Source organism: Gordonia sp. KTR9 (assembly GCF_000143885.2).
In the GTDB taxonomy this organism is placed as follows: Bacteria; Actinomycetota; Actinomycetes; order Mycobacteriales; family Mycobacteriaceae; genus Gordonia.
Genome location: NC_018581.1, coordinates 5,350,839 through 5,363,230, shown reverse-complemented (window position 1 = coordinate 5,363,230; position 12,392 = coordinate 5,350,839). Strand labels below are relative to the sequence as shown.

Here is a 12,392-nt window from a genome sequence, read left to right as displayed (position 1 = left end):
CGAGTGATTGACATCACTTACAGTAGCTGGTGAACTGATGTCAGTTCAACTAAGGAGGGAACGTGCGGGTCAGAACACTGGTCAAGCACCTCGCGTGCGCCACAGTTACCGCTGCCGTCGCGGTGACGACAGTGGCGTGTGGTGGCAGTTCGGGAACGACAACGGCCGTCGAGGGCAGTTGGGACGATGTGGTCGCGGCTGCAGAAGAAGAGGGCTCGGTGCTGCTGTACTCGAGCCAGAACTCCGTGATTCTCGAGAACGTGAAGAAGGCCTGGAGCAAGAAGTATCCGGGCATCACGATGGAGTTCGTCCGAGGTACGGACGCGGACCTGAATCCGAGGATCGAGACGGAGAATCGAACCGGTCGGGGCGCGGCTGACGTTCACGTCGTCACCGACACCTCCTGGATCTCGTCAGCGGGCGAATCCGGCGACTTCTCGCAGTCCGTGCGCGGACCGGCCTTCGACAATCCCGACTACGAGCCCGACACGAGTATTCGCAACGGTGACTTCTTCCTCACCGTGGCAGCGACCTTCGGCATGGGATGGAACACCGACGCCGTTCCCGCCGGCCTGACGAATCCGCAGGATGTACTGAAACCGGAGTTTCGAGGCCGGATCGGAATCGTGAACCCGAACGGGGTCGCCTCATTCGTCGACCTCTACGACTTCTACGGTCAGCACTTCGGTGCAGATTTCGAGGAGAAGCTGGCAGGTCTCGAACCGCGCATCTTCCCGAGTGCGATCGGTGTCGCACAGGCGCTGACGTCCGGCGAGGTCGTCGTCTCGCCGATGGTCCAACCGCTCGTGCAGGAGGCGGCCACCGGTGCGCCGGTGGACTGGGCGCTGCCCAACCCGTCCTGGGGCACACCGTTCTTCGGGCACATCACCGCGGTGGCGCCACATCCGAACGCGGCCCAGTTGCTCGCGGATTTTCTGGTCAGTCCGGAAGGGCAAGCAGCGCAGGCGATCGGCGTCGCCACTGCGCTACCGGGGATCCCGGGGTCGACAGCCGACGCGAAAGCCATCCGGTCGCCCGACCCCGGTCAACTGACGCCGGACTACGTCAAGCAACGTTCGCAGGCGTGGCAGCAGATGTTCACCGGGTAGTGCCAGGGGCGGAGGCCTCGGAGCCGAGGAGGACCGAGGCCTCTGCTCTGCTGCGCGATCAACGGCCGGCGAAAGCCATGGCGAGCACGCCGAGCAGCGCGGCGGCACCCATCGCGGCCACGACTGCACTCATGAGCAGGCCCCGGGTCGCGGCAGTGCTCCGCACGTACACCTGCCCGGTGTCGTTGTCGAGGGCAAGAGCCCGCCGGTCCGGCATGGTCTGGCGGATGATGGTCAGAACCGCAAGGGCCGCAACGAGACCCACCATGGATACCACTGTCGTGATCCACGCGGAATCGAGATGTGCGGCGAGACGTACGCCGACGCCCACGAGGACGACGATGGAACATCCTGTCCGCTGCCACGCGAGACTGGTGCGCTCGACTTGTAGTCCACCATCGGTGATCCGGGGTGGAGGCGCCCCCGCCGCGGTCATCCGAGAACCGCCCAGATCACGAGAGAGCCGATGACGGCGAGAAGCACCGAGAGCGGCACCGTCATGTGCGGTGCGGGAAGGGGGCGCTCCCGCCGCAACTGTCGTTCGGTGCGTGCCCAACTCCACCACGCCTGCACTGGCAACCAGATGGATGTGCCGAGGAGGAGCAACGACGCCACGACGCCCGCGACGGAACCGCCCCCGATCTCGAAGGCCTGCAACGCGACGCCGGCGGCCATGAGCGCCAGCGATGTCCGGATCCAGGCAAGGTACGTTCGCTCGTTCGCGAGGCTGAACCGGGCATCCGGTTCCCTTCCAGCGGCGTACACCCACCGGGGTCGGCGGCGGGCTGTGGGTGTCTGGTTCTGCGGCAACGTCACTCCCTCGTCGAACCCGCTCATCAAACCTACTTACTGAAGTGAACTTACTTCAACTACCCTGACGGGAGTCAATCATGACCACGTTTCACTCGTCTGCCGTGGTGGAGACGGCCCGGGATCTACAGATCTGGGGCTATCCGTTGGTCTTCGCGCAGCGACTGCGTCTTCGCTTCACGTGCCCGCTCGACCCGCTCGCGCCGCGGCCGCCGACCTCGGCAGGCGCGCCGCTCAACCAGCTCGGGCATCAGCGTCGCCTGTCCGACCACACCTTGACGGCGGGCGTCGCGCCCAACGTCGACACCCTCTACTCGCTGGCCTTTCTCGACCTCGACTCCGGGGACTTCGAACTGCGGCTGCCCGACTTCGGCAGTCGCTACTACAGCGTGCAGGTCGGGGAGGCGGACTCGTCGACGGCGGCCGTGATGGGGTTCCGGACGCACGGCGCGACGATGCCGCCCCTGCGGCTGACCCGAGGGTCGGGCCTCGCGCACGCCGGTCACCGTCTCGAATGCAGGTCGCGGTACGTCATGGTGGCGATCCGTGTGCTCGTCGACCCCGCCGTGCCGACGGACCTGATTGCAGCGCAACGACTTCAAGATCTGATCGAACTGGTCGGTCCGCCGTCGCCGCCGATTGAGTCGGACCAGGCGTTCGTCGCACTCGTGCACCGGAGTCGCGACGAGGAGGTACTCAGCCCCGAAGGGTTCCTCGACTCGCTCGACTCCGCGATGGCCGGGTTGCCGATGGCTGACATACCTCCGTGGGTCGTCGAGGCACGGCTACGTTTACGGAAGTCGCTGGCCGACGACGCGACAGGCGACGGGAGGGCGCTGGTCGCCCGTGGCCTCGCCGCGGGGCTCGACCGGATCGCGCAACACGTCTCGGCGCTCGGCCGCACCGTCAACGGTTGGGCGATCAACGAGTCGGGCACGGACTTCGGGGACGATCACCTCCTCCGAGCGGCGGTGGCCCATTCGCAGATCTACGTCAATCCGGCCGCCGAGGCGGTCTATCCGGTATGTGAGACGGACGATCTCGGTCGTTCCCTGACCGGAGCACATCGCTACTCGATCACGTTCGCGCCGGACGACCTGCCCCCTGCGGATCACTTCTGGTCGCTCACCATGTACCACCGGCGAGGACTCCTGTGCGAGAACGTCATCGGGCGACACGCGATCACCGACCGGACGCCCGGCCTCCGGACGAGCCGCGACGGGACGCTCGCCCTCCTCATCCAGAACGCGAGTCCGTCATTTGCGGCGAACTGGCTCCCGTGTCCGCCCGACGAGTTCCGAGTGATGCTTCGGTTGTACGGTCCGCGGGACGTGTCGTGGGCGCCGCCGGCGATCGTCCGGATCGGATAGCTCCTCGCCTCACAACTCCCGGATACGACGACAGACATCGTCGTAGACGTCCAGCAGTGAGGGGCCCTGGCCGGTTTCGTTCAACTCGACCCACTCCTCGAACGCGCACTGGACCTCGAGGTTGGCGATCTCGAGAATCATCCGGATCTGACTCTTGGTCCGCGCCGAGCTGCGGTCGCCGAGCGACTCGGGTCGTCGCCGACAGGTGTCGGCGTGTCGGCCGAGTGCCGCGCGGCTCAGGGTCGGGGTCGCCAGCACCAGCTTCTGCACTCGAAGGAAGTGTGCCGACACGTCGTCGCTGCGGTCGTCGAACCCCTCCAGGCGCGCCCGATAGACGCTCTCGATGTCGGCGAGCGCCAGGCTGTCGGGATCGATGTCGGCCAGACGCGCGTCCAGTGCCTGCTCGAAGCCGAAGCGGTCGAAGAGCACGCACTCTTCCTTGGTCGGAAAGTAGCGGAAGAAGGTCCGCGGCGAGACCCCTGCGGCGGTGGCGATCTCGTCGACCGTCGTCTCGTCGAAACCGTTGCGCTCGAACAAGTCCACCGCGGCCTCATGGATCTCCATGCGGGTCGCATCCCGACGGCGGGCGCGCAACCCACCGGTCTCGGAGGAATCTGGCATGCGTCGAGCCTAGCGCGCACCTCGTCGAGGTGTCATTTTCTGCCACTTTGGCAGACGCTGCCATGATCCGGTAGCTTCGTCGTGTGATCGACCGGACGACCGACGTGATGGAAGAACGACAGTGACCGAGAACGCCGCCCTGCAGGGCACCGACAATCGAACCGACACCGGCACGGATCGCAGCGCCGTGCTGCTCATCGGTGTGCTGCTCGTCGCAGCCTTCGTGGTGATCCTCAACGAGACGATCCTCAGCGTCGCGTTACCCACCCTGATGACCGACCTCGACATCACCGCCGCCACCGCGCAGTGGCTCACCAGCGGCTTCCTGCTGACCATGGCGATCGTCATCCCGATCACCGGCTATCTGATGCAGCGGTTCACCCTCCGGTCGATCTACATCGCGGCGATGACCCTGTTCACCGTCGGTACCCTCGTCGCCGCCCTCGCGCCGGGATTCGAGCTGCTGATCATCGCGCGCGTGGTCCAGGCATCCGGCACCGCGTTGATGGTTCCGCTGCTCATGACGACGATCCTCAACGTCGTCCCGGAGCAGAACCGCGGCCGGACGATGGGACTGGTCTCCATCGTCATCGCCGTCGCACCGGCCGTCGGACCGACGGTGTCCGGTCTGATCCTGCAGTCCCTCAGCTGGCGGGCCATGTTCTGGATCGTGCTGCCCATCGCGATCGGCGCGCTGGTCCTCGGCGGGGTGTTCGTCCGCAATGTCACCGAGCGGCGGCCCGCACAGCTCGACATCATCTCGGTCCCGCTGTCGGCACTGGGCTTCGGTGGAGTCGTCTACGGCCTGAGCAGCATCGGAGAGTCGGCGGGCGGTCACGCCCCGATCCCGGCCTGGGTGCCGCTGCTCGTCGGCGCCATCGCGCTGGCCCTCTTCGTCGTGCGACAGCTCAAGCTCGCCGACCGCGGCCTGGCGCTGCTCGATCTTCGGACCTTCGCGATCGCGCCGTTCCGCCTGGCCGTCGTGCTGATGGCCGGCTTCATGCTGACCCTCTTCGGCGCTCTCATCCTGCTGCCTCTGTATCTACAGAATGTGATGGGCAAGGACGTCCTGACCACCGGCCTCGTGTTGTTGCCCGGCGGTCTCGTGATGGGATTGCTCGCACCGTTCGTGGGAGCGCTGTTCGACAAGGTCGGCGCGCGACCGCTGGTTCTGCCCGGCACGGTGGCCGTCAGCGCGGGTACGTGGTTGCTCACCACGCTCGACGCCGGATCGTCGTTGGGCATGGTGATCGCGGCCCACGTGATCCTCAGTGCCGGAATCGCTTTCGGTCTGACCCCGCTGATGACCTCGGCGCTGGGATCGCTGAGCCCGGAACTGTACTCGCACGGGAGCGCGACGGTCAGCACGGTTCAGCAGGTCGCCGGGGCGGCCGGGACCGCCTTGTTCATCACGCTGATGTCGCGGGGTACGCAGTCGGCCGTCGACGACGGGGTGGACCCGCTGCAGGCGGGTGCCGACGGCATTCATCTCGCGTTTGTCGTCGCGGCCTGCCTGTCGCTCGTGCTCATCGCGGCGGCCGCGCTCGTCCGAGGCCGAACCGGTGCGCCGAAGGTCGGAGTACCCGAGCCGGCCTAGCGTTCCGGCTTCCGGGTCCGCCCGTTCACCGGGTTCGGTAGTCCAGCAGGCCGGACCAGAACTCGTCGGGTATCTCGTCGCCCGCGCGCAGCACCTGGGCGAGACCGGCGGCCATGAACGCGCCGAGCAGGCCGAGCCACAACCCGGACACCGAGATCGCCACCCAGGCGATGGCTACGGCGACCGGCCACGGGTCGAGAACCAGCAGGATCGGCGCGAAGAAGAACCCTGCTCCGATGAACCAGGACGACAGGGCCCGGTCGCACCGCATCACCGCAGTCAGCCAGCGTGGGCTCGAGGTCGTGGGTGCGACGAGCGTGGGCGGCCTCGTGCTCGCGATGGTCGGTGTGCTCGCAATGGTCGGTGCGGCGGTCATCGGACACCTTCTCCGGGAATCGTCCTGATCCCAGATTCGGCGCGGGGCGTCGTGAAAGCCACTACCTCTCAGGTAATCGCGACTCCCGCGGTCGGCGAGCGTGGGGCGTCGATCACCTGTTCCGGTTCACGCTGTGGTCCGGCGGTCCTCGTGCGGGTGCGTCTGCGGAAAGCCGATGGATTGCAGGCGGTTCAGCGCATGGGTGCGCGCCCGGTGCTGGTTCCCCGGCGGGGGAACGTAGACACCCGCCCAGATCCCGGTCAGATGGGTCGGATCGTCGAGGGCGAGTCGGGCGCAGCTGGAACGGATCGGACAGCGGACGCACCCGTCGAGGGCTTGACGGTTCGCCAGGCTCCGGGGTCCGGCGGCCTGTTCCGGGAACCACGCGTCCGGGTTCGAGGTACAGGTGGGACGCACGTCAGACGACCCACCGCGGTCGACGACGTCACTCGCACAAACTGTCGCGTCCGCTTCTCCGGCCGCGACGGCAACCGTCACCCACTGACGACGATGTCCCACAGAGCCCTCCGATCAAACTGAGAACGTATGTTGTCAGAGTCTGGTCGCAGACGCAACAAGGTCGCGGGATACGTTGCCGCGCTGGGCGAAAAGCGGGACCGAACGAGACGGTCGCAGGTTCGGAGAGAACGGGACGCCGGGGCGGTGCCCGGCTGGGTTCTCAACCGGGCACCTGGGCCGGATCGCTCGCGAGGGGCTGAACCGGCTTGCCGACCGCGGTACCCGGGGCGCTGGGGTCCGAAACGGACAGCGCTCGCCGGGGCGCGGCGGCCGGACATCATCGTGCGCGAGTGCCGTCGCTCGGGGAGGTGGGCGAGTCGCGTAGCACGCCATTACAGAGTCGTCACACTTCCGAAACACGACGCTTGTTTCATAACAGGGGACAAAGTCCACTGAGGGGAGTCGACCGCGTCGCGGGTGGTACGGCGACGTCATCGACGTATCACCTTCCGCGAGTACGCCCCGTGAAACATATGGAGGAGCAACGTGACCATCGAGAGTGCCAAGGCGTTGGAGTTCCGCGTGACGAGCGGCGGATATGAGGATCTGCCCAAGATGCCCGAGGCCGAGTACCCGGGCACCCAGGGCTTCATCGGCGACGTCTACGAGAACCCGGACGGAAGTCCCATGTGCAGCGGCTATTTCGAGCTGCGCCACACCGACGAACCGCTGTACTACGAATACGAGTACGACGAGATGAAGGTGGTCCTCGAAGGCGAGTTCCTCCTCGAGAACAAGGAGACCGGGCAGAAGACGGTGGCCAAGGCCAAGGACGCGATCTTCTTCCCGAAGGGCTCGAAGATCTACTTCAGCACCCCCGACTACGCGCTCGCCTTCTACACCGGGCTGCGCGACGCCACGCTCCTCTGAGCCGCGGCCATGTCGCAGATCGCCTTCTCCAGCGTGCCGACATGGGCACGCCCCGGTGATCCGAGCGAGGAAACGACGCCCGCGCCGACCGGCAGCTCCTACGTGCTGGTCGGTGTCGGGGACGTCGTCGAGACCCTCGCACGCTGGGAATCAGCGCTGCCTCCGCGTGCCACCACGCGTATCCACGCCGACGCCGACTCCGCTGCTGCCCAGCTCGCCGGCACCTTGGCCGAAGCCGTTGTCGGCGTGCGGGTGTGGATAACCGCGGATGCGGGATCGGCGCTGACCCTGCGGGCGGTCGCGCTCGGCGCCGGACTCGAGGACGACGAGATCTCGGTCGTACCGGTGACTTCTGCGCCGGAGGTCGTCGTGGAGGTCTTCTGCGCGCACTGCCGATCGGTCACCCGCGCGACCGCGTCTGTCGACGACGTCGTCCCGTGCGCCGGATGCCGGCGTGACCTGCTCGTGTACCACCACGTCTCGCGCCGAACCGGACATTATCTGGGGTTCATGGTCGACGCCGAGACCGCCCAGCCGGCCTGTCCGGACACCGAATCAGTCGAGGAACCCGTCTCATGAACACCGGAGTCGCCGAGATGAGCATGACCGAGTCCGTCCCGCGCCGGGCATCCGCCGCGACGACGATGGACCTCGTCGTGACCGCCGTCAGCGCGCCGTCGCGAGACATCCGCACGATCACCTTCGCCGACCCGGGCGGACGGCCGCTGCCCGGCTACGTCCCGGGCAGCCACCTGGTCGTGCACGCGGGCGCCGCCACCAACGCCTACAGCCTCACCGGCGACGGCACACATCCGTCGGAGTACTCGATCTCGGTGCTCCGCCTCCACGACGGGAACGGTGGATCACGGTGGCTTCACGACGAACTCGACGTCGGCGCGGTCGTGCCGGTGGGGCTGCCGCGCAGCGCGTTCGCACCGATCGCCCGGGCGCGCAAACACCTCCTGATCGCCGGTGGGATCGGGATCACGCCGATGGTGTCACACCTCCGCGCGGCGGCCCGTTGGCATCGTGATGTCCAGCTTCTCTACGTCTTTCGCGAGTCGGCGGCGGCGCATCTCGACGAGGTCACCGCACTCGCCGGGTCGCGTGCCGAATTGTTCACCGACCGTGTCTCTTTCACCGACCGCCTGTCACACGCACTTCGGCGGCAACCGATCGGGACGCACCTGTACGTCTGCGGACCGTCCGCGATGATCGATGCGGTGGTCGCCGCCGCCACGGATGCCGGCTGGCCCGGGTCGCGAGTGCATTTCGAGCGGTTCGGTGTCGGCGCCCTCGACGACGGCGACCCGTTCCGCGTGGCGCTGACGGCCTCGGGCCGAACGGTCGACGTGCCGTCGGGGACCAGCATGCTGGATGCCCTCGAGAGCGACGGCGTCGCCGTGCCGAACCTCTGCCGGCAGGGGGTGTGCGGGCAGTGCCGCATACCCGTTGTCGGTGGCGCCCCGATCCACCGTGACCTCTACCTGAGCACCGAGGAGAAGGACGCGGGCAACGCCATCATGCCGTGCGTCTCACGCGCGGCCGCCGCAACCACACTGGAGGTTCCGCTGTGACGACCCTGTTCGACCCGCCGACCGGAGCCGGCACGATGCCGGACCTCGTCGCCGGTTTCCCGTTCCCGTTCCCCGAAGACCGCTATCGGTACAGCACGAACGTCGAGCCGGCCCAGGTGCCGGTGACCACCGCCGCGGGCCGGTGGGGTGCTGCAGTCGTCGACGTCGATTCGGAGTACCGCGCCGAGCTCGACCGGCGTGCGATGATCCTCGCCACCGATCCGACCCGTCACGCGGTGTTGCCGCACATGGTCCCGGCCGCGTGGGATGCGATGTTGACCATGATGCGCGAGCTCGACGCGACCTACCCCGACCAGATGCGGCTCCGGTCGACCGGAGCCGACACCTGGTCGTGGTGCAACGACATCCTGGGGATCGAGCAGCACTTCCGCTACGGCGACCCCGCGACTCTCCCCGAGGAGCCGTTGCGGTACATCACCTCTCAGGTCCAGGAGGACATCGCACTCCTCGACCAGCGCAACGATCAGCTCTTCGTCGACGCCGGGGTCGTCACCTTCGCCGCCGACTGGAGCTTCGGATTCGACGTCGGGATGAGCTTTCTCGAGATCCACGGGCCGGTGCCGCGCGTACGCCAGGAGGGCGTCATCACGCGCGCGCACGAATTCCTCAAACGTCTCCAACCCCATGAGCCCTACCGACGGACCAACTGGACCCTGACGATCGACCGCCGACTCGACGTCTCGACCGAGATCTATCACGAGTGGGGACCCGACCGGGAGACGATCCAGCAGGTGCCCGACGACGAGTTCGGCAGGCGAGTGCATCTCCGCGTCGAGGTGCAACATCTCATCCGGCTCCCCGATTCGGGTGCGGTGATGTTCCTGATCCGGACCTACATGCTATCGCTCGAACAACTCGCGACCGTCGAGGCGTGGCGTCGACGATCCGCCGAGGTGCTGGCCGAATTGCCCGGCGACATGGCCGATTACAAGGGCATCATCAAGTTCCGCGATCGTGCGGCACAGTGGCTTCGTGCCGCCGCACCCGCGCCGACCGCGACACCCGGACCCGGCATGCCACGCTGGCCCGCCTCGCCGCCGGCCGTCGACACCACCGGCTCGGCCTTTCTCATCGTGGCGATCGGGGACGACGCCGAAGTCGCGCACGTGTCCCGGAACTGGGTCGGAGCGGCCGAGGCGGCCGGCCAGACGCGGTTGCTGGTCCTGGACACGCTCGTCGGGTCGCACGACCGTTCCGCCCTGCGCTCGGCCCTGGACGAGTGCCGCACCGGCACCCGGATCCTGGTGACCGGTGGGCAGTACGAGGTGCTGACCGCGCTGGCGATGGCGCGTGCCGCCGGCGCGGTGGCGGCGGAGTTGTCGTCGTACGTCACCCACACGCGCGACCTGCCGCTCTACTGCGCGCACTGTCGTGACACCTTCCGTGTCGACGCGGTCGTCGGCGGTACCGTCGCGTGTCCCGGTTGTGCTCGGGATCTCGAGGTGCACGAACATCATTCGCCCGTGATCGGTGGCTTCCTCGGTTCCGCCGTGGGAGACGACGCATGACCGCGGTCGTCGTGGGGGAGTACCCGGCCCACCTCCATCCCGCCTATGTGACGGGTCCGCGACCGATGCGGGTCCTCGCGGTACGACGGCTCACCGACGAGGTGACACACTTCCGGTTCGGGCCGGCCGACGACGCGGCGCCGTACCTCACCTCATACCAGCCGGGCAGTCATCTGATCGTGTCCGCCGGCGGGCAGCGGAATGCGTACTCGCTCGTCGACGACGGGATGTACCCGACGAGCTACGGCATCTCGGTGATGCGACGCGGTGCCGGCGGCGGCTCGGACTGGTTGCACGACAACCTCGTCGAGGACGCCGTCGTCGAGATCGAGGGCCCGCGTTCGATGTTCCCGCCGGTCCTCGACCAGCACGGTGCGCTGCTGGTGGCGGGCGGGATAGGGGTGACCCCGGTGTTGTCCCACGCCCGTGCGCTCGCTCGCGACGGACGTCGGGCGGACATCGTGTACTCCTATCGTCGGGGGTGCGGTGCGCACATCGACGACCTGCGTGCACTCGCGGCGCAACCCACCGTGACCCTGCACGAGGTGTCCGGTGCCGCGGCCACCGTGGAGGTCATCGCCGACCGGTTGCGTGCCCAGCCGCTCGGCACGCACGCCTACGCCTGCGGTCCCACGTCGCTGCTCGAGACCTACACACAGCTCGCGGAGGCCGCCGGGTGGCCGAGCGCGCGGGTCCATCTCGAGCGCTTCACGGCGCCGGAACAGGACCCCGGCGATCCGTTCACGGTGACCGTCGCGTCCTCCGGTGCCCGTGTCGACGTACCCGCGGGTGTGTCACTGTTGCAGCGGCTGCTCGACAACGGGGTCCCGGTGCCCAACCGGTGCCGTCAGGGCGTGTGCGGCGAATGCCGAATCCCCGTCCGACGCGGCCGGATCGAGCACCGCGACTTCGTATTGACCGACGACGAGAAGGCCATGGGCGACGCCTTGTTGTGCTGTGTGTCGCGCGGCCAGGACATCGAGGTGGACCTGTGAGCATCGATTCGTTTCCGACCCGGAAGGTGGATCACCTGGCGAACCTGCCCTGGCCCTTCCCGGACGACCTGGAAGAGTTCTCCTACAGCGTGAACGTCGAACCGGCGCGCATCCCCCACGCGACGCGTGCGGGCGAATGGGGCAGGCACCTGGTCGATCTGGGCGGTGCGGAGTATCTGGAGATCATGGCCGAGCGGCGTCGCATCCTCGACGCCGATCCGACACGGGTGCGGGTGCTCCCCGGTATGGAACTCGCGTGCTGGGACCTGCTGCTGTACTACCTCCGCGATCTCGGCCACGCCTATCCCGACGATATGACCTTGACCGAGCACGGCGACGGCCGATTGCATTGGCGCAACCGGCTTCTCGGCACAGACCAGGAGTTCGTCCTCGGCGACGCGGCCACTCTCCCGTGCGGACCGATGGAGTTCCTGGCGCGGGAGGTACCCGACGACCTGCTCCTCGTCACCGAACGCGACGGACACCTGTACTTCGATGCAGGCGTGGTCACGTTCGCCGCCGCCTGGTCGGTGTCGTTCGACGTCGGCATGGACATGTACCAGATCCACGCGCCCGTTCCCCGCATGCTCCGCGAAGGCATCGTCGCCCGCGCCGAGCAGTTCCTGCGCAGGCTACCCGCCGATCAGGTGTATCGCCGGGTGAACTGGACGCTGTCGGCGTCGGACTCGCACAAGCTCGACGTCAGCCTCGAGGAACTGCCGGAGTGGGCAGCCGACGTCCCGGGCATGGTCGCCGACGGCGATTTCGCCCGCGCACGACTGCGAATCGAGCTCGAACACTTCGTCCGGTTGCCGATGTCGGGTGCGGTGACGTTCAATATTCGGACATTCATGGCCTCACTCGAGGACGTGAAGCGAATACCCGAGTGGGCCGGTCAGCTGGCGACCGTCATCGAGACGCTCGGCGAGGACATCGCCGCCTACAAGGGATTCCTCGACTACCGCGACAGCGTCGTCGCATATCTACGCGGTCAATGATGCCCGTGAGCTCAGGTCCCG

14 protein-coding genes are annotated in these 12,392 nt (G+C 67.4%); 9 read left to right on the top strand and 5 right to left on the bottom strand.

Features of this window, described 5'->3' with window-relative positions; genetic code table 11:
* Positions 1 to 62: 62 nt before the first annotated feature.
* Positions 63 to 1,109 (top strand): ABC transporter substrate-binding protein, encoded by a 1,047-nt coding sequence (locus KTR9_RS24740; protein ID WP_014928669.1) that lies wholly within the window; start codon positions 63 to 65, stop codon positions 1,107 to 1,109.
* A 58-nt stretch (positions 1,110 to 1,167) separates the two neighbouring features.
* Here the strand turns inward: KTR9_RS24740 and KTR9_RS24735 are convergent, their stop codons facing one another.
* A complete protein-coding gene (locus tag KTR9_RS24735; RefSeq protein WP_014928668.1) occupies positions 1,168 to 1,545 on the bottom strand; it encodes a DUF202 domain-containing protein in 378 nt (125 codons plus the stop codon).
* On the bottom strand, positions 1,542 to 1,946 hold the full coding sequence (locus KTR9_RS24730) for a YidH family protein (protein ID WP_014928667.1): 405 nt from the start codon (positions 1,944 to 1,946) through the stop codon (positions 1,542 to 1,544). The genes KTR9_RS24735 and KTR9_RS24730 overlap by 4 nt, the downstream gene beginning before the upstream one ends.
* A gap of 53 nt (positions 1,947 to 1,999) precedes the next feature.
* On the opposite strand from KTR9_RS24730, the gene KTR9_RS24725 reads away from it, so the two are divergent.
* Positions 2,000 to 3,289: a DUF1214 domain-containing protein gene (locus tag KTR9_RS24725; RefSeq protein ID WP_014928666.1), complete on the top strand. Its 1,290-nt coding sequence runs from the start codon at positions 2,000 to 2,002 to the stop codon at positions 3,287 to 3,289.
* A 9-nt stretch (positions 3,290 to 3,298) separates the two neighbouring features.
* Here the strand turns inward: KTR9_RS24725 and KTR9_RS24720 are convergent, their stop codons facing one another.
* Entirely contained in the window at positions 3,299 to 3,910 is a 612-nt protein-coding gene (locus KTR9_RS24720) for a TetR family transcriptional regulator (RefSeq protein WP_010843847.1), read from the bottom strand.
* A gap of 121 nt (positions 3,911 to 4,031) precedes the next feature.
* On the opposite strand from KTR9_RS24720, the gene KTR9_RS24715 reads away from it, so the two are divergent.
* Positions 4,032 to 5,507: an MDR family MFS transporter gene (locus tag KTR9_RS24715; protein ID WP_049942618.1), complete on the top strand. Its 1,476-nt coding sequence runs from the start codon at positions 4,032 to 4,034 to the stop codon at positions 5,505 to 5,507.
* 25 nt (positions 5,508 to 5,532) lie between these two features.
* Here KTR9_RS24715 and KTR9_RS24710 read toward each other — a convergent pair whose 3' ends face one another.
* Together KTR9_RS24710 and KTR9_RS24705 are read right to left on the bottom strand one after the other, a co-directional pair.
* Positions 5,533 to 5,883, bottom strand: a complete 351-nt coding sequence (locus KTR9_RS24710; RefSeq protein WP_014928664.1) for a hypothetical protein — start codon at positions 5,881 to 5,883, stop codon at positions 5,533 to 5,535.
* A gap of 126 nt (positions 5,884 to 6,009) precedes the next feature.
* Positions 6,010 to 6,300, bottom strand: coding sequence for a WhiB family transcriptional regulator (locus KTR9_RS24705; protein WP_044507446.1), 291 nt, complete (start codon positions 6,298 to 6,300; stop codon positions 6,010 to 6,012).
* 588 nt (positions 6,301 to 6,888) lie between these two features.
* On the opposite strand from KTR9_RS24705, the gene KTR9_RS24700 reads away from it, so the two are divergent.
* The 6 genes from KTR9_RS24700 to KTR9_RS24675 are packed head-to-tail and all read left to right on the top strand — an operon-like array spanning position 6,889 to position 12,371.
* Complete coding sequence (locus KTR9_RS24700; RefSeq protein WP_014928662.1) at positions 6,889 to 7,272, top strand: cupin domain-containing protein; 384 nt, start codon at positions 6,889 to 6,891, stop codon at positions 7,270 to 7,272.
* Positions 7,273 to 7,281: 9 nt separating this feature from the next.
* Positions 7,282 to 7,851 carry a dimethylamine monooxygenase subunit DmmA family protein gene (locus KTR9_RS24695; RefSeq protein WP_014928661.1) on the top strand — a complete coding sequence of 190 codons (570 nt, stop codon included), beginning with the start codon at positions 7,282 to 7,284 and terminating at the stop codon, positions 7,849 to 7,851.
* Complete coding sequence (locus KTR9_RS24690) at positions 7,848 to 8,849, top strand: PDR/VanB family oxidoreductase (protein ID WP_014928660.1); 1,002 nt, start codon at positions 7,848 to 7,850, stop codon at positions 8,847 to 8,849. Before KTR9_RS24695 ends, KTR9_RS24690 begins: the two co-directional genes overlap by 4 nt.
* Positions 8,850 to 8,884: 35 nt before the next feature.
* On the top strand, positions 8,885 to 10,378 hold the full coding sequence (locus KTR9_RS24685) for a heme-dependent oxidative N-demethylase family protein (protein ID WP_044508279.1): 1,494 nt from the start codon (positions 8,885 to 8,887) through the stop codon (positions 10,376 to 10,378).
* Positions 10,375 to 11,373 (top strand): PDR/VanB family oxidoreductase, encoded by a 999-nt coding sequence (locus KTR9_RS24680; RefSeq protein WP_014928658.1) that lies wholly within the window; start codon positions 10,375 to 10,377, stop codon positions 11,371 to 11,373. The genes KTR9_RS24685 and KTR9_RS24680 overlap by 4 nt, the downstream gene beginning before the upstream one ends.
* Positions 11,370 to 12,371: a heme-dependent oxidative N-demethylase family protein gene (locus tag KTR9_RS24675; protein WP_014928657.1), complete on the top strand. Its 1,002-nt coding sequence runs from the start codon at positions 11,370 to 11,372 to the stop codon at positions 12,369 to 12,371. Before KTR9_RS24680 ends, KTR9_RS24675 begins: the two co-directional genes overlap by 4 nt.
* The last annotated feature ends 21 nt before the right edge of the window (positions 12,372 to 12,392 follow it).